At 57.4% G+C, this 24,525-nt stretch carries 26 protein-coding genes; 14 read left to right on the top strand and 12 right to left on the bottom strand.

The genetic code is table 11. The features are described 5' to 3' along the window. Together A6F69_RS13010 and A6F69_RS12765 are read left to right on the top strand one after the other, a co-directional pair. Window positions 1-438: a rhodanese-like domain-containing protein gene (locus A6F69_RS13010; protein ID WP_169816568.1), complete on the top strand. Its 438-nt coding sequence runs from the start codon at window positions 1-3 to the stop codon at window positions 436-438. 481 nt (window positions 439-919) lie between these two features. Beyond that, the gene (locus A6F69_RS12765) at window positions 920-1,246 is read left to right on the top strand and encodes a hypothetical protein (protein WP_144573566.1); all 327 of its coding nucleotides are present in this window, start codon (window positions 920-922) and stop codon (window positions 1,244-1,246) included. A 6-nt stretch (window positions 1,247-1,252) separates the two neighbouring features. On the opposite strand, the gene ruvB is transcribed toward A6F69_RS12765, so the two are convergent. The 4 genes from ruvB to ruvA are packed head-to-tail and all read right to left on the bottom strand — an operon-like array spanning window position 1,253 to window position 3,842. Then, the gene (ruvB, locus tag A6F69_RS12770; protein WP_067602001.1) at window positions 1,253-2,290 is read right to left on the bottom strand and encodes a Holliday junction branch migration DNA helicase RuvB; all 1,038 of its coding nucleotides are present in this window, start codon (window positions 2,288-2,290) and stop codon (window positions 1,253-1,255) included. A 1-nt stretch (window position 2,291) separates the two neighbouring features. After that, window positions 2,292-2,846 carry a DsrE family protein gene (locus A6F69_RS12775; RefSeq protein WP_067602004.1) on the bottom strand — a complete coding sequence of 185 codons (555 nt, stop codon included), beginning with the start codon at window positions 2,844-2,846 and terminating at the stop codon, window positions 2,292-2,294. Further along, the gene (locus A6F69_RS12780) at window positions 2,843-3,217 is read right to left on the bottom strand and encodes a hypothetical protein (RefSeq protein WP_144573564.1); all 375 of its coding nucleotides are present in this window, start codon (window positions 3,215-3,217) and stop codon (window positions 2,843-2,845) included. The genes A6F69_RS12775 and A6F69_RS12780 overlap by 4 nt, the downstream gene beginning before the upstream one ends. A gap of 19 nt (window positions 3,218-3,236) precedes the next feature. Further along, window positions 3,237-3,842, bottom strand: a complete 606-nt coding sequence (gene ruvA, locus A6F69_RS12785; RefSeq protein WP_067602010.1) for a Holliday junction branch migration protein RuvA — start codon at window positions 3,840-3,842, stop codon at window positions 3,237-3,239. Window positions 3,843-3,920: 78 nt separating this feature from the next. On the opposite strand from ruvA, the gene aroC reads away from it, so the two are divergent. Next, the gene (gene aroC / locus A6F69_RS12790; protein ID WP_067602013.1) at window positions 3,921-4,988 is read left to right on the top strand and encodes a chorismate synthase; all 1,068 of its coding nucleotides are present in this window, start codon (window positions 3,921-3,923) and stop codon (window positions 4,986-4,988) included. A gap of 41 nt (window positions 4,989-5,029) precedes the next feature. Here aroC and A6F69_RS12795 read toward each other — a convergent pair whose 3' ends face one another. Continuing rightward, window positions 5,030-5,260 carry a hypothetical protein gene (locus tag A6F69_RS12795; RefSeq protein ID WP_067602015.1) on the bottom strand — a complete coding sequence of 77 codons (231 nt, stop codon included), beginning with the start codon at window positions 5,258-5,260 and terminating at the stop codon, window positions 5,030-5,032. 245 nt (window positions 5,261-5,505) lie between these two features. On the opposite strand from A6F69_RS12795, the gene ahpC reads away from it, so the two are divergent. The 4 genes from ahpC (at window position 5,506) to A6F69_RS12815 (ending at window position 10,947) form a co-directional block, all read left to right on the top strand. Beyond that, window positions 5,506-6,072, top strand: coding sequence for an alkyl hydroperoxide reductase subunit C (ahpC, locus tag A6F69_RS12800; protein WP_067602018.1), 567 nt, complete (start codon window positions 5,506-5,508; stop codon window positions 6,070-6,072). Between the two features lie 137 nt (window positions 6,073-6,209). Continuing rightward, window positions 6,210-7,796, top strand: coding sequence for an alkyl hydroperoxide reductase subunit F (gene ahpF, locus A6F69_RS12805; RefSeq protein ID WP_067602021.1), 1,587 nt, complete (start codon window positions 6,210-6,212; stop codon window positions 7,794-7,796). Between the two features lie 207 nt (window positions 7,797-8,003). After that, window positions 8,004-10,205: a catalase/peroxidase HPI gene (gene katG / locus A6F69_RS12810; protein WP_067602024.1), complete on the top strand. Its 2,202-nt coding sequence runs from the start codon at window positions 8,004-8,006 to the stop codon at window positions 10,203-10,205. Between the two features lie 124 nt (window positions 10,206-10,329). Continuing rightward, window positions 10,330-10,947, top strand: coding sequence for a Pr6Pr family membrane protein (locus A6F69_RS12815; RefSeq protein WP_067602027.1), 618 nt, complete (start codon window positions 10,330-10,332; stop codon window positions 10,945-10,947). Here the strand turns inward: A6F69_RS12815 and A6F69_RS12820 are convergent. Genes A6F69_RS12820 through A6F69_RS12830 form a run of 3 tightly spaced genes read right to left on the bottom strand, consistent with a single transcriptional unit; the run spans window position 10,931 to window position 13,382 of the window. Next, complete coding sequence (locus A6F69_RS12820) at window positions 10,931-11,497, bottom strand: Smr/MutS family protein (RefSeq protein ID WP_067602030.1); 567 nt, start codon at window positions 11,495-11,497, stop codon at window positions 10,931-10,933. The two genes, A6F69_RS12815 and A6F69_RS12820, sit on opposite strands and share 17 nt — an antisense overlap. Further along, window positions 11,494-12,684, bottom strand: coding sequence for a murein transglycosylase A (mltA, locus tag A6F69_RS12825; protein ID WP_067602033.1), 1,191 nt, complete (start codon window positions 12,682-12,684; stop codon window positions 11,494-11,496). Before mltA ends, A6F69_RS12820 begins: the two co-directional genes overlap by 4 nt. 32 nt (window positions 12,685-12,716) lie before the next feature. Next, entirely contained in the window at window positions 12,717-13,382 is a 666-nt protein-coding gene (locus tag A6F69_RS12830; RefSeq protein ID WP_067602036.1) for a Tim44/TimA family putative adaptor protein, read from the bottom strand. A gap of 243 nt (window positions 13,383-13,625) precedes the next feature. Between A6F69_RS12830 and secB the strand changes: the two genes are divergently transcribed. From secB to A6F69_RS12850, 4 genes are all read left to right on the top strand, one after another. Continuing rightward, window positions 13,626-14,168 (top strand): protein-export chaperone SecB, encoded by a 543-nt coding sequence (secB, locus tag A6F69_RS12835; protein ID WP_067602039.1) that lies wholly within the window; start codon window positions 13,626-13,628, stop codon window positions 14,166-14,168. A gap of 75 nt (window positions 14,169-14,243) precedes the next feature. Then, window positions 14,244-15,821, top strand: coding sequence for a murein biosynthesis integral membrane protein MurJ (gene murJ / locus A6F69_RS12840; protein ID WP_067602042.1), 1,578 nt, complete (start codon window positions 14,244-14,246; stop codon window positions 15,819-15,821). 20 nt (window positions 15,822-15,841) lie between these two features. Further along, the gene (gene trpS / locus A6F69_RS12845; protein WP_067602045.1) at window positions 15,842-16,861 is read left to right on the top strand and encodes a tryptophan--tRNA ligase; all 1,020 of its coding nucleotides are present in this window, start codon (window positions 15,842-15,844) and stop codon (window positions 16,859-16,861) included. Window positions 16,862-17,012: 151 nt separating this feature from the next. Continuing rightward, on the top strand, window positions 17,013-17,693 hold the full coding sequence (locus A6F69_RS12850; protein WP_067603186.1) for a DUF4136 domain-containing protein: 681 nt from the start codon (window positions 17,013-17,015) through the stop codon (window positions 17,691-17,693). Between the two features lie 65 nt (window positions 17,694-17,758). Here the strand turns inward: A6F69_RS12850 and dut are convergent, their stop codons facing one another. Then, on the bottom strand, window positions 17,759-18,217 hold the full coding sequence (gene dut, locus A6F69_RS12855) for a dUTP diphosphatase (protein ID WP_067602049.1): 459 nt from the start codon (window positions 18,215-18,217) through the stop codon (window positions 17,759-17,761). Further along, entirely contained in the window at window positions 18,210-19,934 is a 1,725-nt protein-coding gene (locus A6F69_RS12860) for a bifunctional phosphopantothenoylcysteine decarboxylase/phosphopantothenate synthase (RefSeq protein WP_067602052.1), read from the bottom strand. Before A6F69_RS12860 ends, dut begins: the two co-directional genes overlap by 8 nt. Before the next feature lie 192 nt (window positions 19,935-20,126). On the opposite strand from A6F69_RS12860, the gene A6F69_RS12865 reads away from it, so the two are divergent. Then, entirely contained in the window at window positions 20,127-20,528 is a 402-nt protein-coding gene (locus A6F69_RS12865) for a DUF4345 family protein (protein WP_067602055.1), read from the top strand. Here A6F69_RS12865 and ubiB read toward each other — a convergent pair. Continuing rightward, on the bottom strand, window positions 20,525-22,084 hold the full coding sequence (gene ubiB / locus A6F69_RS12870; RefSeq protein WP_067602058.1) for a 2-polyprenylphenol 6-hydroxylase: 1,560 nt from the start codon (window positions 22,082-22,084) through the stop codon (window positions 20,525-20,527). The two genes, A6F69_RS12865 and ubiB, sit on opposite strands and share 4 nt — an antisense overlap. 4 nt (window positions 22,085-22,088) lie before the next feature. Beyond that, on the bottom strand, window positions 22,089-22,820 hold the full coding sequence (locus A6F69_RS12875) for a class I SAM-dependent methyltransferase (RefSeq protein ID WP_067602061.1): 732 nt from the start codon (window positions 22,818-22,820) through the stop codon (window positions 22,089-22,091). A gap of 56 nt (window positions 22,821-22,876) precedes the next feature. On the opposite strand from A6F69_RS12875, the gene mutM reads away from it, so the two are divergent. Together mutM and rpsT are read left to right on the top strand one after the other, a co-directional pair. Then, window positions 22,877-23,692, top strand: coding sequence for a bifunctional DNA-formamidopyrimidine glycosylase/DNA-(apurinic or apyrimidinic site) lyase (mutM, locus tag A6F69_RS12880; RefSeq protein WP_067602065.1), 816 nt, complete (start codon window positions 22,877-22,879; stop codon window positions 23,690-23,692). A 137-nt stretch (window positions 23,693-23,829) separates the two neighbouring features. Then, window positions 23,830-24,090, top strand: a complete 261-nt coding sequence (rpsT, locus tag A6F69_RS12885) for a 30S ribosomal protein S20 (protein ID WP_067602068.1) — start codon at window positions 23,830-23,832, stop codon at window positions 24,088-24,090. Window positions 24,091-24,525: the final 435 nt, after the last annotated feature.

The following is a 24,525-nucleotide window of genomic DNA, read 5'->3' on the forward strand; positions in this document are numbered from 1 at the left end:
ATGCGGTTCGCAACATTCGCATTGGCCGCTGCGATACTGCCATTGTCAGGCTGTATGATCGTCGATAACAGCGGCGATCGTATAGTGGCCAGCGTGCCAGAGCGAACCGGTGCCGAAGTTGAAACACTGCCGGCGTCCGAACTCGCGGCACTGATTGCGAGCGGCGAAGTTGTGCTGATCGATGTACGTACCCCGCAAGAGTATGACAGCGGCCGTATTGCAGGGGCGCTCAACGCTCCGATGCAAACCTTTGATGCGGCGTCTATTCCGCGTGATTCAACACGTGAGACGATCCTTTATTGCCGCTCCAGCGGTCGATCAAAGCGAGCGGCGGATATGCTTGCTGCCGAGTGGGGGACCAAAGTCCGCCACCTTGAGGGCGGTATCATCGCGTGGCAGGACGAAGGTCTTGAGATAGAGCTCCCAACAGGCAGCTAAGGGCACCTGGCCAAAAAGAGGGGCAGCTTTACAATGGTAGAGCTGCCCCTTTGCATTTGAAGTTCACTCTTTCGATGCACAGCGGGAGACTAAATCGCCATTTGCATCCGGAACTGCCACTTGCACGGGTCGCAAAATTTGTAGCAGCACCAAATCGGGTACTGGTGGCTACGGCTCGCCCCCAAATCCAAGAACCGTAGCCACCGTACGAAAAGGCCAGGAGCCTTGTCGCTTGAGCATTAGAAAGCCGGAAAACGAGCGGCCTAGCAATCGAATTAACCATTAGTTCGGCGACTGATTTTCGAAGTTTGCGGCAATTTCTTTGAATTTCGTCCTGATCGTGCCAAGCTGGGACTCTGAGCGCCAATCTGTTAATGTTGGCGGCAGTCTGTTATGCTATGCAGTTCGTAGATTTGACCTTTTGGCCCGCCTGATCATTCTCTACTCAACCCTCTCACACCTGATTCTTTGGAGAACTGTTTTGCTTACCTCTCTTATTGCTGCATCCTCCCTTCTCGTTTCTTTGCAGGCACAAACGGCAAGTGATCCACAGCAAGCTGAAGCTCAGACCATCGAGGAATCTGCGACAGAGAACGGCGGAGAGCCGGCAGCCACACCTGAGCCAAAAGCTGAAGAAGCTACTGACGAGAATCGGGTCATTTGCCGCCGCACCCAAGTTATAGGCTCAAAGTTCACCAAACGCATTTGCGGTACGCAGGCAGAATGGGAAGAACTGGCGCGGAAGGGACAGATTTCGACCGCCGAGTTTCAAGCCAAAGGCGCGGGTATCCGTCAGGCTGGCAACTAAGCCTACTCACCCTTCATCGAACAAACCCGACTGCCCGCCACCCTCGGTGGGGGGCGGTTGCATTTCCAGATGCTCCCATCCGGCGTCATTAAGAGCGCGGCCACGCTCTGTGCGCGCGAGCAGGCCAAGCTGGATCAGATATGGTTCGATCACATCCTCGACTGTATCGCGAGGCTCCCCGAGTCCGGCTGACAACGCGCCTACGCCGACAGGGCCGCCCTTATAGGTGGTTGCGATCATGGCGAGGTACTTGCGGTCCATCGCATCGAGGCCAAGGCTGTCGATCTCAAGACGGGTCAGCGCATCATCGGCAATCACGCGCGTGACCGTGCCCTGCCCTGCAACATGGGCAAAGTCCCGCACACGGCGCAGCAGCCGTCCGGCCACACGCGGCGTCCCGCGCGAACGGCGCGCAATCTCGCGCGCACCCTGCGCATCAATGTCGAGGCCGAGCAGCTTCGCCCCGCGTGTTACCACTCGGTCAAGCTCGTCATGCGTGTAGAAGTTCAGCCGCACCGGAATGCCAAAGCGGTCGCGCAGCGGCGTGGTGAGCAAGCCTTGCCGCGTGGTCGCACCGATCAGCGTGAAGGGCGGTAAATCGATCCGCACACTCCGCGCCGCGGGACCCTCGCCGATAATGATGTCGAGCGCGCGGTCCTCCATGGCTGGATAGAGCACTTCTTCGACCACCGGATTGAGGCGGTGAATTTCGTCAATGAACAGCACATCATGCGGTTCCAGATTGGTGAGCAGCGCGGCGAGATCGCCCGCCTTGGCGATTACCGGACCCGATGTGGCACGAAATCCTACGCCTAATTCATTTGCGACAATCTGCGCCAGCGTGGTCTTGCCCAGCCCCGGAGGGCCGAAGAAAAGCGTGTGATCCATCGCCTCACCGCGCGACTTGGCGGACTCAATGAATACCTTCAGATTGTCGCGCGCGCCTTCCTGCCCGATGAATTCGCGCAAGCTCCTGGGCCGCAGCGCCGCGTCAGGATCATCCGCTTGCCGCTCGGGCGAATGGAGGGGAATTGGATCAGTCATCTCAGAACGGGTTCACCGTATAGTCGTCTTGCTGGAGCAGAGCATGTGCCGTCATGGCGGACAGCGCCATCTCCACGCCCGGCGCGAGCATATTGTTGCTGATGCCGTAGGCAGCAGCAGATTGACCGCACAGGATTACGCGCGCACCCTGGTCCGTCAGCGCACCGATCAGCGCGATATTGGCGTTCTCCGCACCTTCGCTGCGTTTGGCGTATTCTTCTGCGCTCAGCAGGTCTTCCGATGCCTTGCCATGCACAACCACCGCAACCTCAATATTCTCCAGCGGCACACCCGCGCGCGCATGCATGTTGATGAAGCGTGCAGCGCTTTGCAGCGTGCGGTTGAGCTCGCCCGTCTCCGCCCCAGCCGCGACATCGAAAGCGACCTTGAACTCCGCACCTTCGGGGATTTCGAAGTCGGTCTCGACCGGAGCGTTGGGCCCGTAGTCTTCAAACACAGGCCCGGTGGTGAAAGTCGACATGTCCTGAGCATTGGCAGGCAGGGCCAGTGCAGCCATGGCTGCAGCAAAAACGAATATCGGACGCTTGGTATTCATGGTCGCTTGGCCTTCATTCTGGTGGCGATCAGGGCGATGATGATCACGGGTATACTCGCAAGCATCTGGTACACAGGGAGAAAGATGTAGACGAGCCCCGATTGCGGATCGATGTCCGGACCAAAGAACGCACGCCAATACAGGTAGAGGGCGCCCAGCCCGATCAGGATCGCTCCGCCAGAGGTAATCGATCCAAGGGGCTGTGCAATTGCCAGCCCCGCAACGGGCAAGACCATCCAGAAGAACAGCGGCACGTAGAAGACAAGAGATCCGGGCCCATCCCAGCTTCCGGTTGTGAACAGAAGCGCCAGACAGGCGAGCGCATAACCAGCGATGATCGCGCGTCGAACCAATGACAAATTTTTTAGCACGGCAAATCCCTCCCGTAATTCACCCCGCAGCCCTTTTCAGTGCCACGCGGATCAGGTCCGCCTCAGCTGCGTCCTCGCCCAGTTCTCCTTGCGCCCGCGCAACCGCCTGTGCGGCCACGGCAGGTTTGAACCCAAGGTTTTCCAGCGCGCTGACTGCGTCCGCACTCGCGCCGCCTTTGGGCACCGAAACACCCGCCACGCCGGCCATACCGCCGCCGGGCAAAGCGCCCGCCTTGTCCTTCAGCTCGTTGACGATCCGTCCGGCCAGTTTTGGCCCCACGCCTTGCGCGCGCGCCACCATCGCGGCGTCTCCACCTGCGCAGGCATCGCGCAACTCTCCGGTCGACAAGGCCGACAGGATCGCCAAGGCAACTTTGCTCCCTACCCCCTGAATCTGCGTCAGCAGCCGGAACCAGTCGCGCTCCGCACTTTCAGCAAAGCCAAGCAAGCGCATGTCGTTCTCGCTCACTTGCAAATCGGTGTGCACCGTGCATGCCTCGCCCACTTCGCCCAGCGCGCTCAACGTTTTGGTGCTGCAATGGACCAGATAGCCGACACCCTGCACGTCAACGATCGCCCAATCGTTGCCCGTTTCGTCCAGCCTGCCAGAGAGTTTCGCGATCATGGTTTGTTCTTGCACGCAAACAAATGCTTGGTCCAGAGATTATGGACACTTGCCCACTCTTGCGACATTAGGACCCACATGAGCTGGAATACATTCGGACGCGTACTGCGTTTCACCACATGGGGTGAGAGCCACGGGCCGGCGCTGGGCGCGGTGCTGGACGGCTGCCCGCCGCGCATTGCCCTGTCGGAAGAAGATATCCAGCCGTTCATGAATGCGAGGAAGCCGGGCCAAAACCGCTTTACTACACAACGGCAAGAGGCCGATCTGGTGCGCATCCTGTCTGGCGTGTTTGAGGGGCAAACCACCGGCACGCCTATTTCGCTGATGATCGAAAACACCGATCAGCGCAGCAAAGACTATTCGGAAATCGCCAAGAGCTATCGCCCCGGCCACGCAGACTACACCTACGATGCGAAATACGGCATCCGCGATTATCGCGGGGGTGGCCGTTCAAGCGCGCGCGAAACGGCGGCGCGGGTGGCAGCAGGCGCGGTTGCCCGGCTGATTATCCCGGAGGTCAAAATTACCGGCTTCGTGTGCGAGCTCGGCGGTGACAAAATCAATCGCGACAACATCGACTTTGCCGAAATAGGCAACAACCCGTTCTTCTGCCCCGATACAGAGGCTGCGAAACGCTGGGAAGAGAAAGTCGATGCCGCGCGCAAAGCCGGTTCATCGCTGGGCGCGGTGGTCGAATGCGTAGCCGAGGGTGTGCCCGCCGGATGGGGCGCGCCCGTCTATGCCAAGCTCGACAGCGATCTGGCCGCGGCGATGATGACGATCAACGCCACAAAAGGCGTCGAGATCGGTGATGGCTTCGATGCCGCACGACTGACCGGCGAAGAAAATGCTGACGCAATGCATCCAGGCGACGATGGCCCTGAATTCGCCGCCAACCATTCGGGCGGAACGGCAGGCGGAATCTCGACCGGACAGCCCGTAGTCTGCCGCGTGGCCTTCAAGCCTACCAGTTCAATCCTCACACCCGTTGATACGATCACGTCAGACGGCGAAGCAACGCAGATCCGCACCAAGGGCCGTCATGACCCCTGCGTGGGCATTCGTGGGACTCCGGTGGTCGAAGCAATGATGGCGCTCGTGCTGGCCGATCACAAACTGCTTCACCGCGCTCAAGTAGCGTAGCGATTGCGCGGCAAAAACGCGCTCAGGTTAAGTGAACGCCTTTACGCGCGCTCAGCCAATAGCAGCGTTTCTTCCTCTTCGTCTTCATCATCGCGGTGGTTAACCGCATAGTTCAGCAGCTGCACCTCGCGTTTTGCGACAGTGTAGGCGTAGCCGAGTCCGACAAGAAGAATAACGCCGCTGCCATTGCGGACGAAAGGTAGGTCGAAAAAAACGGCCAAAACAATGAGCACGACCGCTGCTATAAAGATGCTCAGGCTTAATTTTGACATCTGCAACCCCAGAGTAATTCAACGTAAGTTAGCTGGCTTATTAGCCGAAAGGCTCTAACACCTTCCTTTCCCGTCATGGTTAACAGTCTGTTTCGGCGCTTCGATCTCAACCGAAGAAACAGATTAGTTCCCGGTTTTTTGATTGAATTTTTCGATCTTCGCAATCGCACAAATCCGCTTTTGTGCGGCGCAACATTGCTTATGTGCGTTTGCGAAATTCAACCTCTCTCAAAAGGAAATCAAACATGGGTATCATCGGATCAACCATCCAGCCGTTCAAGGCGACAGCATTTCAGGCCGGCAAGGACTTCTTCGACGTCACCGACGAAGATCTGAAGGGCAAATGGAGCGTCTTTTTCTTCTACCCGGCGGACTTCACTTTCGTTTGCCCGACCGAATTGGAAGACATGGGTGAGAAGTACGAGATGCTTCAGGGCATGGGCGTAGAAGTATACGGCGTCAGCACCGACACGCACTTCAGCCACAAGGCATGGCACGATAGCAGTGAGAAGATCGGCAAGCTCAAGTTCCCGTTCCTTGGTGACCAGAACCACGTGCTGGCAAACAACTTCGGCGTGCTCCGCGAAGGCGTAGGCCTTGCTGACCGTGCGACATTCGTTGTCGATCCGGATGGCGTGATCCAGATCATGGAAATCACCTGCGAAGGCGTAGGCCGCAACGCAAACGAACTGACCCGCAAGATCAAGGCAGCACAATATGTGCGCGCCAACCCGGGCCAGGTTTGCCCGGCGGCGTGGGAAGAAGGCAGCGACACGCTTGCTCCTTCGCTTGACCTCGTAGGCAAGATCTAAGCCTCAACTGACAGGCTAAGCCCGGCACATCCTCCTTGCCGGGTTTAAACCGAAATCCCGGGGCGCGACCCTCCCCCTCCCAAACATGCGCCTCGGGATTTCCTCTTGTTCCAACAATTCAAGACCAAGGTAATGTCATGCTCGACACCGCGATGAAAACTCAGCTGAAGCAATATCTCGCCAATCTGCGCGAGCCGATTGAACTTGTCGCGAGCCTTGGCGATGATCAGAAATCCGCACAAACACTTGAATTGCTGGAAGAAATTGCGCAGTTGCACGATCACGTTTCGGCAAATTTTGACGGCGATCACGCCCGCAGGCCAAGCTTTGAAATCCGCCGCGCCAGCGACCATACGCGCTCGGTTCGCTTTGCCGGGTTGCCGATGGGGCATGAATTTACCTCGCTGGTGCTTGCGTTGCTTTGGGCTGGCGGCCACCCGCCGAAAGTGGACGCAGATCTGATCGAGCAGGCGCGTGCGCTTGAAGGCGATTACGAATTCGAGATGTTCTTCTCTCTCAGCTGCCACAACTGCCCCGATGTGGTGCAGGCGCTGACATTGATGGCGCTGGAAAACCCGCGCGTATCGGCAACACTGATCGAAGGCGGCACTTTCCAGGACGAGGTCGAGGAACGCGGCGTTCTCGCAGTACCTGCGACCTTCCTCAACGGCGAGAGCTTCTACAACGGCAAGATGGAGCTCGCAGAAATACTCGGTCGTCTCGATGACGGCGCGAATGAACGTGCCGCAGCCGAATTCGACGCGAAGAAACCATACGAAGTGCTCGTGCTGGGTAGCGGGCCTGCTGGCGTTGGCAGTGCAATCTATACAGCGCGCAAAGGCTTCCGGACCAGTCTGGCTGGAGAGCGTTTCGGCGGACAGCTGCAGGACACGCTCGGCATCGAGAACCTGCCGGGCACACCTTACACCGAAGGGCCGAAACTGGCCGGCGAGATGCAGCGTCAGGTTGGCGACAACCAAATTGATGTGATCAACCTTGCCAGTGCGACAAAGTTTGTACCCGCAGGGCACGCTGGAGGACTGCACACAGTCGAATTCGCCAATGGCGGTTCGCTGAAGACGCGGTCCCTAATCTTGGCAACGGGTGCGCGTTGGCGCGAGCTGGGTGTCCCCGGCGAAGCGGAATATCGCAACAAGGGTGTGGCCTATTGCCCGCACTGTGACGGCCCGCTGTTCAAGGGCAAGCGCGTCGCGGTGATCGGCGGCGGCAATTCCGGCGTCGAAGCCGCGATCGACTTGGCCAATATCGTAGGGCATGTGACGCTGATCGAGTTCGACAGCAAGCTGCGTGCAGACGAAGTGCTGCAGGCAAAGCTGCAAAGCCTTTCCAACGTTACGATTATCAAGTCGGCTCAGACCACTGAAATAACCGGCGGTGATCGCGTAAACGGCTTGGTCTACACTGACCGCACAAGCGGTGAAGAGCATCGCGTCGAGCTGGAAGGTGTTTTCGTCCAGATCGGTCTGGTCCCCAATACGGAGTGGCTGAAAGATAGCGGACTTGAAATGAGCCCTTACGGTGAAATCTTAATCGACAGTCACGCGGCGACCAATCTGCCCGGCGTATTCGCGGCTGGAGACTGCACGACAGTCCCCTACAAGCAGATCGTCGTTGCGATGGGTGAAGGCTCGAAAGCAGGGCTTTCTGCCTTTGACTACCTGATCCGGAACGCATCCGACGAAGACGTCGCAGTCGCAGCCTGACACCAATCAAAGCAGCTCCGCAGGGGCGCGCCGACCACGCAGGTTGGCGCGCCCTTTTCGTGTGCGAATGTTGATCGACGTCAAAATCGTCTATTCCGATCATTCAGCGCATTTTAATCGATTGGACAGCTCAAAACTCGAGGCGCATTCTCTTGGCATAAATGCTCGGGATCTACCCGAGTCACCAATTGAGAGGAGAAGCCTAACATGGATGCAAAGACTGGAGATATCAGCGGCTGTCCGTTCCACGAAAGCCAGGGAACGCGCGATCTGCTGGGACGCACCAACAAGGACTGGTGGCCGGAAACCGCGAACACCGACATCCTGACACAAGGCGGCAAAAGCGCCAATCCGATGGGTGAAGACTTCGACTATGCCGAAGCGTTTAACACTATCGACTACAAAGCGCTGAAGGCTGACCTGACAGCGCTGATGACAGACAGTCAGGACTGGTGGCCAGCAGACTATGGCCATTATGGTCCCTTCTTTATTCGCATGGCATGGCACGCGGCCGGTACCTATCGCACCGGCGATGGCCGCGGCGGCGCCGGCAGCGGTCAGCAGCGCTTTGCCCCGCTCAACAGCTGGCCCGATAACGGCAACCTCGACAAGGCGCGCCGTCTTTTGTGGCCGATCAAGCAGAAGTACGGCAAGAACATCAGCTGGGCTGACCTGTTCATCCTCGCCGGTAACGTAGCGATCGAAAGCATGGGTGGCCCAACCGTCGGCTTTGGCGGCGGCCGCGCCGACGTGTTTGAGCCAGAGACAGTCTATTGGGGCACCGAAGAGTTGTGGGTCGATACCGGTGCTGAAACCCGTATCGTTCCAGACGAGGGCCGCGCGCTCGAAAATCCGCTGGCAGCAATTCAGATGGGCCTGATCTACGTCAATCCCGAAGGACCCGGTGGCAACCCGCACGATGATGCCGGGGCCGCGCGCGACCTGCGTGAGACCTTCGCCCGGATGGCTATGAACGACGAGGAAACGGTTGCCCTTACGGCTGGTGGACACGCGTTTGGCAAGGCGCATGGCGCCAAGCCATCTGACACGTTCCGCGGCAGTCCCGAAAGCGAAGTGCTTGAGCTGCAAGGGTTTGGCTGGCTGAATGACGAAGCGGAAATCGCTTCGGGCAATATCACCACGTCGGGCATCGAAGGCGCATGGTCCAACAATCCGACCAAGTGGAGCCACGACTATCTACGTCTGCTGTTCAAATATGACTATGAGCTGACGCAGAGCCCGGCCGGCGCCAATCAGTGGACGCCGATCAACCCCGATCCGGAAGACATGGCGCCTGATGCACGTGATCCTTCGAAAAAGGTCCCGACCATCATGACCACAGCCGACATGCAGCTAAAGCGTGATCCTGAGTATGCCAAGATTGCCAAACGTTTCCTTGAACATCCCGAACAGCTCGATGATGCATTCGCGCGGGCATGGTTCAAGCTGTGCCACCGCGACATGGGTCCAAAGGTCCGTTACCTCGGCCCTGAAGTGCCGTCAGAAGACCTGATCTGGCAGGATCCCGTTCCGGCTGGCAACACACCTTCGGACGCGGATGTCACTGCGTTCAAGAAGGCAGTCCTGGAAAGCGGATTAACCGTAAGCGAACTGGTCAAGGCGGCTTGGGCTTCGGCCTCCACCTATCGCAATTCGGATCATCGCGGCGGCGCCAATGGTGCGCGCGTGCGGCTTGCTCCGCAGGCAGGCTGGGCAGCAAATGATCCGGATGAACTAGGCAAGGTTCTGGCCAAGCTGGACGAGCTGCGCGGTAACCTGTCGATGGCGGATGCTATCGTGCTCGCCGGTGCAGCAGCGGTAGAGAAAGCAGCCAAGGACGGCGGCTATGATGTCTCGGTCGATGTCACGACCGGTCGCGGCGATGCTACGGCCGAGCAGACCGATGTCGACAGCTTCGCTCCGCTTGAGCCCTTCGCAGATGGTTTCCGCAACTACCTGCGCAACAAAGCTAGTGTGAAAACCGAGGATCTTCTGATCGACAAAGCACATCTGTTGGGTCTTTCTATCCCTGAGATGACTGCTCTGGTTGGCGGTATGCGCGCGCTGGGGGCAGTCAGCGGTAACACCGGGCATGGCGTATTGACTGACCGTGCTGGTACGTTGTCGAATGATTTCTTCGTCAATCTCTATGACATGTCGACCAAGTGGACGGCAGCTGACAGCGACGAGGAACTCTACATCGGAAGCGACCGCAAGACAGGCGAAGAAAAGCACCGCGCAACTCGCGCAGACCTGATCTTCGGGTCAAACTCTCAGCTTCGCGCTGTGGGTGAAACCTATGCCGAATCTGGCGGTGGGGAGCGCTTGGTGCGTGACTTCGTGGCAGCATGGACGAAAGTCATGGATGCCGACCGCTTCGACATCAGCTATGCTAAATATCACGCGTAAGCGTGGCACGAACCAGTTCTGGAAAGCATCGCTTTTCAGGGTCGCAGTTAACCCCCGGTCTTCATGGCCGGGGGTTTTCTCTTGGGTGCCTTGCAAGGACGAGACTTGTCGCTAAGGCAACTGCATGGAACAAAAGCTTTCTTCGACCCCACGGGTTTGTGCCGCTCTCATCGGCATCGGCGCGATTGGCACCATCGCGCTGCAAACCACGATCAACACCGAACCGGGCACGTCGGCGCTTGAAAACTTCGCTTTGCTGTTCCGCTTCTTTACGATCTGGAGCAACTTTGCCGGCGGTGCGATCATGCTTTGGGTTGCGACGGATCGGCCAGTGAGTGAACGTGTTACATTCGCGTTGGCGACTGCGCTCACGATTGTCGCTCTGGTCTATCACGCGCTCCTTGCCGCAGACCACCATCCGGTCGGGCTCGATTGGTGGACGAACTTGATGTTCCACACGCTGATCCCGGCGGCCGCTGTGGCTTGGTGGATTGTTTTTTCAGATCGCGCACATCTCACCTGGCGATCCTTGCCATGGGTGATGGTGTTCCCGATCCTCTATTCCGTATTCGCGCTGATCTACGGCGCAAACACCGGATTCTACGCCTATTTCTTCCTCGACCTCCCATCGCTTGGATGGGGGCAGATGCTGATCAATATGGCCGGCCTCAGCGGATTCTTTGTCGTGATGGGCGGAGTGTTGCTGGGGCTACGCAACATTATCCCTAGTGCCCGCGTCTAAGTACCAGATAAATTGCACCCGCTCCGCCGTGGCGGATGTGCGCCTTGCGAACCGCCGCAATAGCATCGCCATGCTCGCTCGCCGCTAACCAATCGAGCAACTTCGCACGGATGGCACCGCGGCGATGCTGACGGTCAGCCGGATCAACCGGACGCGATCGCCCCGCGATCAGAAGCACGACTCTCGCCCCCATTGCTCTTGCCTGCGCCATGCCGTCCATCAGCCGCGCATGCGCACTGTCGAGGTTGTGGCCATGCAGGTCGAGGGTGAAATCAGGCACGATATTGCCTGCTTTCAGCTTGCGATCCCAATGACTGTCCAGCCCGCCGCCGGATGGCTCGTGCGTAGGCCGGGCCCGATTTGCGGTTGGAATGTTTGGTCGCTCGCTGGGAATTTCTGTGTGCGTTGCAGATCGGACCGCCGGTTTGGGTTTTTGAACAACGCCGGGTGATACATGCGGAACCTTGCGCCCCTCAAACGGCGTGACGCTCGCGGCCAGTTTTGCCCATGCTGCCGCCTCTTCAGGAGATAGACCGCGCGGGATGGTCATCGTGCAGTCTCCGGCAGGAGTCGCAAAGCTGCAGCCTTTGGCAAAAAGATCAAGGCTTGCCCGTTCGTGCTCATACCGCCTGCGATCTCACGCGCATCGTCGCCGGCACCCCAAAACGTGTCGAACCTGTTTGCGCCCTTTATGGCGCCACCGGTGTCTTGTGCAATCCAAAGTCCGTCAGCCTCGTCACGCTCCATATCCAGCCAGACCGGCGCGCCAAGTGGAACATAGCGCGGATCGGCTGCGACCGAACTTTCACGCCTTACAGGCACTTCCAGAGCCCCCAGCGGTCCGTCGCCTCCAAGCTCGCGGAAGAATATCCAGCTTTTGTTGAGATTCATGATCTCACCGGCTTGATCCGGATGATCACGCAACCACGCGACGATGCCCTGCATGGAAAGCGGGTAGTCCGTCCCTTCACCGATCAGACCTCGCTCACGCATCGGGCGCCCGATCGCGATATATTCGCGGCCATTCTGCCCGGCATAGCCGATGCGGATCGTTTCCCCGTCGGGCGTCAAGAGCTGACCAGAACCCTGAATCTGCAGAAAAAAGAATTCGATAGGATCAGCTGCATATGCAAACTCGAGGCCTCGTCCCACCAAGGCTCCGGCTACAATCTCGCTGCGTTCATAATATCGCACAAATCGTCCATCAGCGGCGTATCGACCAAGCGGCGGCTGCCCTTCACGATCGGCATCGGGCACTTCAGAAGGCCACGCACGAACAAGGTCTGGAGGCATGGCATAGACCGGCGTTTCGCAACCAAGCTCGCGTACACGGCATCCGGCAATCTGCGGCTCGAAGTAGCCTGTGGCAAACGCGGCGCCTTCGCCAACGCGCACCGCAGTAAAATGCATCTGGAAGAAATCCCGGGCGTCGCCTGATGACCATGCCGGCGCGGCCTCACAGGCAGGTTGCCAGTCGATCCGCTGCGTCAAGCCGCTTTGATCTTCGCGGGAAAGCATCTTGGGGCAGGATTCGATAAAGCTCGCCAGCGCCCCATCCGCATCTTCGCGCCCAAGCGGCAGAGCCGACAGGCTTGGTCCGCCCGCCACACCTAAGGCTATTGCGCTTTCCATCGGCAAAGGTGGTGGTGGTGCTACACGCACACAACCCACCAATGCGAGCAATGCGATAGAAGCCGCGAAACTTACTGGCGCAGATTGCCATCGGCGCCCGTTCATCGCGATTCCCCTAATGAGAGTTGAGTATGGACTTAGCCTTCGTCGGTTTCGTCGAGCAGCCAATCCGGGCTGTCTGAACCGATACGGCGAGAGAATGTCCAAACATCGCGGCTTTCGACCGCATCGTCTAGCGATCCTGCAACGACATTGCCGTCCTTGTCGCGCGTCACAGCTGCGATATCCGATACGAACAGGACAGCCACACGGGCCACGCCATTGTCGATCGTCGCCGAGTGGACCTTTTCTTCCTCAATCCGGATCAGCTTGTTGTCGAGCGTATGCCCGGCGGCTTCGCGCGCATCGATCGCAGCGGAAAAACCAGCATACACGTCATCATCGCACAGCTCTTTCAGAGTTGCTCGATCACCCTTCCAGAATGCTTCGAGCACCATCTTGTAAGCAACCTTCGCTCCTTCGAGGAACATCAAGATGTCGAACTTTGGATCGGCAGCAGAAATTTCCCGAACACCGCGCTCAACCGCAGGGATCATACCTTCGAGTCGCGGCTGCGGGCGCAGCGGGGTTACCGCTTGCGTGGCCGGCTTGGGAGCGGCGGGGCCTGAACGCTCTTCATCATTCGCATCAAATCGATGCGGCACAGATTCCTCTTCATGCTCGGCGCGTTCGCCCAGAACAGAGTAGAGGCGCAGCCCCAGAAAGGCTGCAATCATGGCAAGAATGACAATTTCGACAATCACTTCGTCTATCCAGATTTGAAAGCAGGTTCGCCCGCCTAATTATGCCCATCGGTTAACAGATAGGGCCTTAGCATGTGAATCACAACGCCAGATGAAGGCTGTTCGTTCCTTTTCGACGCAAGATTGCCTCTATGCATCGGTTGCCGCAGACGAGCAGCGGTGCTAGGCGGCGCGCCAATGCGTAATGATTACGTCATTTCCAACTCGATATTCATACCATTTTGACGCGAAAGAATACTGATCATGGCCGATGAAGGCGACGTCCTGACCGATCTCGACAACAACACTGCAGCTGGCGCGAATGGCGCGGATAATTTGCCGAGTGTCGGGCTAATCACGCAATATGTGAAAGACCTCTCGGTCGAAAATCCCAACGCTCCGGCAGTCTACCAGTGGACCGAGCAGCCGCAGATTGATCTGCAGTTCAATATCGGTGCCAACAAGGTCAGCGACGAAGTGACCGAAGTTGAGCTGAAAATAAACCTCACAGCGAAGTCCTCTCAAGGTAACGCCTATCTGATTGAGCTGGTTTACTGCGGCCTCGTGGGCATTCGCAACGTGCCTGAAGAACAAGCACATGCATTCCTGTTTGCAGAGGCACCGCGCCTGCTCTTCCCGTTTGCACGCGCGATCATTGCTGACGCTGTACGCGACGCCGGATTCCAGATGGCACCGATTGATCCGATCGATTTCAACGGTCTTTACCTTCAGCAACTGCAAGCCAAGCGTGAGCGTGAAGCTGCTGGTGGCGCTGACGAGGCGACAACGCCTCAAGGCAACGCCTGACAATAGACTGCAAAAGCTTGCGTCTCACCCGTCGGTTCGACACATTGCGTTCTGACGGGAGGAAGCTGCAACGCCATGAGCCTGCTTAAGAATGTCGGGACAATCGGCGGACTGACGGCTGTCAGCCGCGTGTTCGGCTTCCTCCGGGACATTCTGATTGCCAGAGTGCTGGGTGCGACCGCGATGGGCGATGCCTGGCAGCTGGCCTTCATGCTGCCCAACATCTTTCGCCGATTATTCGCCGAGGGTGCTTTCGCCAGTGCATTTGTGCCGCTTTTCAACCGGCGCATGAAGGAAGATGGTGACGTCAGCGAAGCACGTGCCTTCGCAGAGAATGTGCTGGCCGTATTGCTGCCCATCCTCATCATATTTGGCGCGATCGCGCTTATGGTCATGCCATGGGTAGTCGAATATTTCGTCACAGACGGACTCACAGAACAGGCAGGCAATCTGGAGATTGCGATTCTGTTAGCACGGATCACATTCCCCTATCTGTTGTTCATGAGCGTCGCGACTCTGATTGCGGCAATCCTGAATTCGCTTTCCCGCTTTGCAGCCGCAGCAGCAGCGCCGATCTTGCTCAACATCTGCCTGATCGTAGCACTCGGCTATGGTTTGACGCTGGGCGAAGGGATCGCAGCACGTCGCGAAACGGCACAATGGATGGCTGTGGCCGTATCACTCTCAGGCTTGCTCCAAGTGCTGTGGCTTGGTTTCTTCATGCGTCGCGCGGGTTTCCAGTTGTCGCTGGTCGCACCGCAGTTGACTAGCGGGGTCAAAGAGCTGTTCGTCCTGGCGGTTCCTGCCATCTTCGGCGCCGGCGTATACCAAATCAGCCGTGTGGTGGATCTGTTCTTCCTCTCAAACCTGCCGGTTGGCAGCTACACCCATCTGCAAATGGCGGACCGATGGAATCAGCTGCCGCTGGGTATCATCGGTATCGCCTTGGGCACCGCAATATTGCCTGCCTTGTCTCGCTTCCTTGGGCGCGAACAGGATGAGGAGGCCGCGCGGCTACAATCCAATGCGATCGAGCTGTCCATGCTGCTGACTGTGCCTTGCGCGGTAGCACTGTTTTTCACCGGGACAGCCTTCGTGCAGGTTTTCATGGCAGGTCAAGCCTTCACTCAGGAAGACGCAGGCGTAACCGGCATCGTTGTTTCCGGTCTTGTGCTGGGACTACCAGCCTATGTTCTCGTCAAAGTACTGACCCCGAACTTTTTTGCGCGTAAGGATACGCGCACGCCGGTAATCACCGCTGCGCTCAGCCTGCTGGTCACGGCTGCGCTTAACTACTACTTTGTGTTCGTTTTGCAGATTGGGGTGGTCGGTCTGGCAATCGCCGGGGCAGTCGGCGCCTGGATCAACATCATGTTACTGGGAAGTATCCTGCATGTCCGTGGCTTTTACCGCATGCCATCTCGGATTATGGGCCGTGTATTCCGTATTATATTGGCTGCGGCTGTCATGGGCGCCGCTCTATGGTGGCTAATGCAGCATATTGGTGGCTGGTTTGTCGGTAGCTACGGACAGCAGGCTCTTGGCCTTTCGGCAATACTCGCTGTCGGTATCGCGACCTATGCATTTGCGGCTATCATCCTCGGCGTACTCGACAAGGCGACCATGCAACGCCTAATGCGCCGCCAAAGCTAACCGAATAGAGAATCTCGATCATGCGTGTCGTTTCCGGAATCCAGCCTACCGGCAAGCCCCATCTGGGCAATTACCTTGGTGCCATCCGCAACTATGTGAAGTTTCAGGACGACGCCATGGCTGCTGGTGGCGATTGCCTGATCTTTATTGCCGATCTGCACGCTCTGTCGATGCCGCATAATCCTGCAGAGCTGCATGCATCAACCCTGGAACTGGTAGCGACACTGGTCGCTTGCGGCGTTGATCCTGACAAGGCGATCCTGTTCAATCAAGCTCAGGTTCCCGCACACGCAGAGTTGCAATGGCTGCTCAACGGCACTGCTCGCATGGGCTGGCTAAACCGCATGACGCAATTCAAGGATAAATCGGGCAAGAACCGCGAAGGTGCATCGATTGCGCTGTTTACTTACCCCGTACTGCAGGCGGCTGACGTGTTGCTGTACCAGGCGACGCATGTGCCGGTGGGCGAAGACCAAAAGCAGCATTTGGAGTTGGCGCGCGACATCGCGCAAAAGTTCAACAATGATTTCGCTTCGGAAGATGCACCCGTCTTTACTCTACCAGAGCCGATCATTCCGCCAGAGGCCGCGCGTATCATGAGTCTGCGCGACGGTAGCGCCAAGATGAGCAAGTCAGACCCATCGGAGATGAGCCGGATCAATCTGGCCGACGATGCTGACGAGATCATGAAGAAAATCAAGAAAGCGAAGACCGATCCCGAGCCCTTGCCAAGTGAGGCCAAAGGGCTGGAAGGACGTCCCGAGGCATTGAATCTAGTCGGCATCTACGGTGCGCTGGCCGGCAAGAGCACGGATGGCGTTTTGGCAGATTTCGGCGGGCAGGGTTTTGGCGTGTTCAAGCCAGCTCTGGGCGAATTGCTGGTCGAAACGCTCCGCCCAATCTCGGCGCGATTTGTTGAACTGAAAGATGATCGCGAAGCGCTTGATGCAATTCTTGCTCGTGGTGCTGCACGCGCGCGGGAGCTTGGCACACCCACTCTTGCCGCCGCCTACACTGCATTGGGGTTAGTAAGGAACTGAACTCAATAGATTCCTTGGGCGCCAAGCCGTTAAATGACTGTTCAGCCCGTGGACTTTACATTCGAACCGATCGATGACAGCCTGCGCAATAAGATTCCGTGCGGGCAATTGCGCGTTTTTGCCCACGCGCATCTACAGTGAAGGCTTGATTATGACCGCTTTCAAATCCGTTCGTTCGCGAACCCTCAAGCTGGTGGCAGTACCGTTGTTGTTGGCAGGCTTGGCGGCCTGCGCTTCACCGGGTTTCAAGGCCGATGTATCCCGCTTTCAAGCGGAGCTTCCCGCACCGGAGGGTGAGAGTTTTGCAGTGGTCGCGGATGACCCTGCTTTGGCCGGAGGGCTTGAGTTTGCACTCTATGCCGATCTTGTTGAGGCACAGATGGAGCGTCTTGGCTATGCGCAGGCCGATCCGGAGAATGCCAGCCTGCTGGTGAGGTTCGACTATGGCGTCGACAATGGCCGCGAGAAAGTGCGAACCACAGACTCCGGTTTCCACGACCCATTCTGGAGTCCGTGGTACCGCTCTCGCTATTATCGCAGCCGTCTTCGCGGTGCGTGGGGCTATGGCTTTTACGATCCGTGGTTCGGCGGACCGGAAGTACGCAGTTACACCGTCTACACCAGCGGCATAGAATTGAAGATCGATCGCGCGGAAACAGGCAAGCGGCTTTTCGAAGGCAAAGCGCAGGCTGTTTCTACTTCGAACAGGCTACAACACCTTGTTCCTAATTTGGTCGAAGCAATGTTTGTGGATTTTCCGGGCAACTCAGGCGAAACTTTGCGCATCACAATCAAGCCGGAAGAAACCAAGGTTCGTCAGGTCAATAATTAGATTACCCTTGGACGGGTTTGGATTGGGGCGGTTCCATACGGTGCCGCCCTTTTTCTTAATGCAGGTCAGAGCTTCGCAGCACCACCAGTCGAGCCGAACCCACCAGCGCCGCGGGTGGTTTCGTCCAGCTCTGTCACTTCACTCCAAACCGCTTGTGTGACGGGTGCGAGCACCAGTTGTGCAACCCGATCTCCGCGAGCAATCGGAAACACGTCAGCACCATGGTTGATCATTATAATTTTCAACTCGCCGCGATAGTCGCTGTCGATCGTACCCGGCGTGTTGGGAACAGTAATGCCATGCTTGAGTGCAAGGCCAGAGCGCGGACGAACCTGAATCTCGAACCCTTGTGGTATGGCGACAGCCAGACCGGTAGCGACCGCGTGACGTGCCCCAGGTTGCAGAGTTATCGTTTCAGCCGAGACAATATCCATCCCTGCCGCGCCGTCTGTTGCGTATCGAGGTAGATCCAGCCCATTACCATGCGGCAGGCGCTTTACCTGTACCGTAACCGGGTCAGGCATCTTCCTGTCTCTCCGCCAAAGCCTCAGCCATTTTCTCAACCAACGCCATTGCGACATCCATCTTGGGCATCTCTTCGATTGTATCGACGCTACCTTCGCGCACGATTTGAACGGTATTCAGATCACCGCCCATCACATCGCCCGAAACGTCATTAGCGACAATCCAGTCGGCCGCCTTGCGCTTGCGTTTGCGTTTTGCATTGTCGAGCAGGTCCTCGGTTTCGGCCGCGAAACCGACCACAAGTTTAGGCCGATTGTCACTGGCTGCGACATTAGTGAGTATGTCGGGGTTCTCTTCCAGCACGAGCGCAGGGGGAGCTGAGCCGCGCTTCTTCATCTTCTCATCACGATATTCTTTGGGGCGCCAGTCAGCGACAGCGGCGACCATCACGGCTATATCAGCCGGCATTGCTTTCTTGACCGCGTCGGACATCTGGACTGCGCTTTCGACATCAACTCGGTCAACGCCGTCGGGCGTGCGCAGCGATACCGGGCCCGCCACAAGGGTGACTTTCGCCCCCAGCGCCGCGGCGGCAGCAGCAATCGCAAAGCCTTGTTTGCCTGATGAGCGGTTCGCAATGTAGCGCACCGGATCGATTGCTTCCCATGTGGGGCCTGCAGTGACCAGCATATGCTTGCCCTTAAGCGGCTGATGCCCCTTCTTAACCTTGAAGGATTCACCACCAAGCGCGTCCTCTTCAGCGACCTCGACATCTTCAGGACGCGCTGGTGGCGCGCCTTCGAAATCATCACCTTCGATTGGCTCTGGTTCAGCATCACCGGTGCCGGTCTTAACCGTGTGGTTTATCGCTTCAGGATCTGTTGGCGGGGCAGAGCTCGCTCCTCCCTTCTTGGCGAGCAACGGCCCTGCATCGAGATCGGGTTGTGCAAGCTCTTCCTCTTCCGAAGCTTCGCAGATCTGTTCCTCGCCTTCGGCTTCCGCATCTTCGGCAGCTGCGGCGGCTTCTTCTTCCTCGAGGTATTCAGCTTCGATTTCCTCAGCTGAACGTTTTGCTGTCGAGCGCGGTATGATCGAAGCAAGCAACCCACCAAGTCCACCACCCTTAGGCGCTGGTTCGGGCTCGATAGCTTCGATTTCGTCTTCTGCTTCTGGAACCTCTTCCTCAACAGTAGGTGCAACATCAGCGGTTTTCCGCGGAACTTCCACTTCGATTCCAAAGTGGCCTGCGATCTCAGCCCAGATCACTTCTGGCTCAGGCAATCGGCCATAGCCGAACTCACCGCATGCCATCGCGCCTTCATCGGGGTGGAGCACATTGACCCCTGCTTGCTGTAACCACTTCAGGTTGCGTTGAGTGGCTTCGTGCTCCCACATGCGTACATTCATCGCCGGCGCGATCATTACCGGCTTGTCCGTCGCAAGAATCAGTGTGGTCGCCAGATCGTCAGCAATCCCAGCCGCCATTTTCGCCATCAGATCGGCGGTTGCGGGGCATACCACCACCAGGTCAGCTTCACGGCTAAGCTGGATATGGCCCATCTCGGCTTCGTTCTTGAGGTCCCATAGCGTGGTGTGGACTTCGTTCTCGCTCAGCGCAGCTAATGCCATCGGCGTCACGAACTGCTGCCCGCCTTGCGTCAACACACAAGTGACATCGCCACCGCCCTTGCGGATCAGGCGAACCAGCTCGCATGATTTGTAGGCAGCGATACCACCACCCACCACGAGCAAAATCTTTGGTCCCGCGCTGCTCACCGGGCTTTCCCGAAGCTAGCGGGTTGCGAGGCAGTCATTTTGGCCAATAGCTCCCCTGATTTGCATATGCCTTCTGAGCCTAGCTGCACAGCAAGACCCAGCCAACCCTTGCAATAGAGTGGTTAAGTTTGTCCTAGCGCTTTCCTAACAACCAGCTAACACTGAAGCGAATGGTTTCTGGGGAGAGATGCTATGGCACTGGTTTTACGCGCTTTGTTGTTTGTTGGAGGGCTGTTCTTTGTTCTTATGGGGATCGGCTTCCTGCTGGATCCGGTAGGTTCAGGTGCTGATTTTGGAATCGCGCCGCAAGGAACTCTCGGGCTGGCATCAATGCGCGCTGATATGACAGCGTTCTTTGTCGTGGCCGGCGGTTGCATGATCTGGGGGGGATGGGCGCGTAAAGGCGACCCTTTGCTGGTCACCGCAGCGTTGATGGCCATTGCGATTATCGGGCGGCTCTACACCTTGATCCTTAATGGTCCGCATGACGATTGGTTCGTGCCAATCATTGTCGAAGCGGTAACAGTAATCCTGGCGCTCCTGGGCAGCCGAATGCTGCCCCACACCGCACTGATTCCTGAAGAAAGCGATTAAGCGATCCAGCCAAGCACGGTTGCGCCGTACAGCGCACCTGCACCAGCGGCTGCTGCGGCGATATAGCCCATCCATCCGCGGCGTTTCGGCGCTGTCGGACCGACAATGAGTTCGACATGAGGCAGCGGCGGCGGCTCAGGTGCGCCACCCTTTGGCGGAAACTTTTCGTCCACTCGTCGCAGCAGATCGGGTAGCTTCAGCAGAGTCGAGAAATTCTCTTTCACAGCATCGGCAAGCGCTGCTTCCGGACCTAATTCGTCACGCACCCAATTGCGCACATAGGGCGCGGACGTATCCCACATATTGATCTGTGGGTTCAGCTGCGTCGCAATCCCCTCAACCATCACCATCGTCTTTTGCAGAAGCAGCAAATGCGGTTGGGTTTGCATGTCGAAATCGCGGGTAATTGCGAACAGGCCATCAAGCATTTGTCCAACACTGAGTTCGCTTACCGGCTTGCCACGCATTGGCTCGCCCACTGCGCGCAATGCCGTCGCGAATTCATCGACTGAATGATAGCTCGGGACATACTGCGCCTCGAAGTGGATTTCAGCGACCCGCTGGTAGTTTCCGGTTGTCAAACCATAGAGAATTTCTGCCAGCCACATGCGCGCTCGCCGATCGATCCGCCCCATGATACCGAAATCAATCGCGACAATCGTACCGTCATCTTCGACGAACAGATTACCTTGGTGCATGTCCGCATGGAAATAGCCGCCGCTGATTGCTTGCGTCAGGAAGGCGAGCACCAGTCGATTGGCGATCTCTCCCATGTCATGACCTTTGGCCTTAAGTTCATTAACCTTGCTGATCTTGATGCCATCGATCCATTCAACCGTCATCACCCGGCCATTGGTGCGATCCCAGTCGACTTCAGGGATACGGTATCCCGCAAACCCCTTCATCTTTTCGGCCAGTTCAGACGCAGAGGCTGCTTCGCGGCGAAGGTCAAGCTCGCGGTTCGTCCAACGCTTGAAGTTGGCAATCGTCAACTGCGGACGTAGGCGACGTGCTTCGTCGCTCCCCAGCGCCTCTAGATGGGCCGCTGCCCATTCGTAGGTCTCGATGTCGCGGGCGAACTGTTCGCGAATGCCGGGGCGCAGAACTTTCAGCGCAACTTTGCGCCCATCGCTGGTTACTGCACGATGGACCTGCGCGATAGAAGCGGCCCCAACTGGTTCCGGATCTATCTCACTGAAAAGCTCAGATAGCGGCCTCTCAAACGTTGAGGCGATTGATTTCTCGATATCGCTGAATGGAACAGGTGGCAGATTGTCCTGCAAACCCAGCAGATTGTCCGCCGCTTCCTCGCCTACCAGATCAGGACGCGTCGCAAGAGTCTGCCCCAATTTGATGGCCGCGGGTCCAATCGCTTTGAAGGCGGTCGCATAGTCTGGGGTCGACGGTTGAAAGGTCCCAAACCTAGCAACACGCGCCAGCCTCTTTACCTGTAAGGGCGCGTTCGGATCACGTTCGATTCCGCGCAATGCGCCATGCTTGGCGAGGATTCGCCCCCACTTAAGAAGACGCCAGATATGAGTTGAAGGACGAGCCAAGCGCTTAGACTTTCCACCCCGAGTGGATGTTTACCGCACCGCCAAGAATCTTCTCGACCCGTGTATTTCTGAAACCCGCATCCTTGATCATGGCTTCAAACTCGTGCGCAAGCGGGAAGCGGCGGATCGATTCCGCCAAATAGCGATAGCTGTCTTCATCATCCGCGATGGCCTTGCCCAGTTTAGGCATGACCTGATGCGAATAAAGATCGTATATTTCCTTGAAGCCTGGCCATTCGGTCGTGCCGAACTCCATGCAGAAAAATCGTCCGCCAGGACGCAATACGCGATGAGCTTCCGACAGCGCCTTGTCGATATGTGTCACATTCCGGATACCAAATACGATCGTGTAGGCATCAAACTGGTTCGCTGGATAGCTCAGCGTCTCAGCATTCTGGCAAGACCACGACAAACCATCGATACCGCGTTCCATCGCGCGTTCGATGCCAACATCCAGCATATCCTGATTGATGTCAGCCACCACCACTTCGGCCCCGCGCGCAGCCATACGAAAGGCGATGTCGCCAGTGCCCCCCGCCATGTCCAGAATCGCTTCACCCGGCTGTGGTTTTACCCGCCGCACAAAGCGATCCTTCCAAAGGCGGTGCATACCGCCAGACATAGCATCGTTCATGATGTCGTATTTGCGCGCGACATTGGAAAAGACCGCGCCAACGCGCTTGGTCTTTTCTTGCGGATCGACATCTTCGTAGCCGAAAGAAACCTTATTAGTCATAGCGGGGCGCCTTAGGATGAATTGCGAGCGTAGCAAAGGGTGTTAAGAGCATCTCCATGCCAGAGTTACCAGAAGTTGAGACAACGGTCCGCGGACTTGCCCGGTTCCTGGAAGGCGCAAGGATTGAGCGTGTGGTGATGAACCGACCGGATTTGCGCCGCCCGTTTCCAAAGGATCTGGTGCAAGTGCTGACGGGAGCGACTGTGACGAACCTATCACGACGGGCAAAATATGGATTGATTCATACCGATCGCGATCAAACGATGGTGTTCCATCTGGGCATGAGCGGGAGGTGGCGAATTGATCCTGCTGAGCCGGACAAACACGACCACCTTATCCTGGAGACCGGTGCCAACCGGTTTGCGCTATGCGATCCGCGAAGATTTGGCTCGGTCGATTTGGTTGGCACGCCAGCGCTAGTCGATTGGCCGCCGTTTGCTGCACTCGGGCCGGAGCCACTCGGCGAAGAACTTAGCGCGAACTATCTCAAACCCGCGCTCAAAGGACGCAAACAAGCGATCAAGCTGTGCCTGCTTGATCAGCGCATCGTGGCGGGTCTCGGCAATATATATGTGTGCGAAGCGCTGTGGCGTGCTGGCATCCATCCGCGCAAAGCCGGTGGCAAGGTAACCAAACCTCAACTCGAACGGCTAGTCCCGGCGATCAAGGAAGTGCTGGCTCAATCGATCAGCGATGGCGGCTCAACCTTGCGTGACTATGCTGCCCCCGACGGGGAGCTGGGTTATTTCGCGACCCGCTTCGACGTGTACGGTCGCGAAGGAGAGGATTGCCACCACAGTGACGGTGGGATGATCCGCCGCTTCGTGCAAGGTGGGCGCAGCACCTGGTTCTGCCCGCGTTGCCAGAAGTAAGCGAATCCTTGACCTTCGCTCGACGCCCGACTATGTGCGCGCCTTTCCGGCGGTGAATCGCCGACTTTCGAAAAATTACCGAGTAAACATTTCGGTCGCCTAAGCGGCCATCACAGAACGCGAGACAGAACGAAGTTATGGCCAATACGCCGCAAGCAAAGAAGCGCATCCGTCGCAACAACCGCCGCGCAGAGATCAATGGTGCGCGCGTCAGCCGCATCCGCGGTTTCGTGAAAAAGGTCGAAGCAGCTTGCGAAGCTGGCGACAAGGCAGCCGCCGCTGAAGCGTTGAAGGCCGCTCAGCCTGAAATGGCTCGCGGTGTTGCTCGCGGCGTTCTTCACAAGAACACCGTTGCGCGCAAGATGTCGCGCCTTTCGAAGCGAGTCGCAGCGCTCTGATTCGCGTTTCAATGATCGCTTAGGCGATGCTGCAATGCACATGGATAGCCAAAGGGCCGACCCAACATGGGTACGGCCCTTTTGTTTTGTCCGAAGTGTGACGGACAGGTTACCGCTAACCCTAGGACTTTCCACGATTCGCATCGCTCAAATCATGTGAATCCTTTGTTTTCAACAACTTCAACGCAAGTCTGCGGGTTAGCGGCGAGTCAACCGAAATATTTCGCTTTTTTTACGAAAACGGACTTGCGCTCAGACGATAGGGCTTCATAAAACGTAATTGTTCGGGGCGGGACATCTCGAACATCTACAGTTTTGGGCAGTGGGGCAACGCGCGGTTTTGCGATTCCGCGCAATGGCGAAGCTTGAACAAGTCTAGGTTTAAAATGTCATCTCGGGTCGATTCCGGGGGCAAAGAAGTATTGGGTTTGGGGA

The sequence above is a fragment of the Altererythrobacter ishigakiensis genome (assembly GCF_001663155.1).
Lineage (GTDB): Bacteria > Pseudomonadota > Alphaproteobacteria > Sphingomonadales > Sphingomonadaceae > Erythrobacter > Erythrobacter ishigakiensis.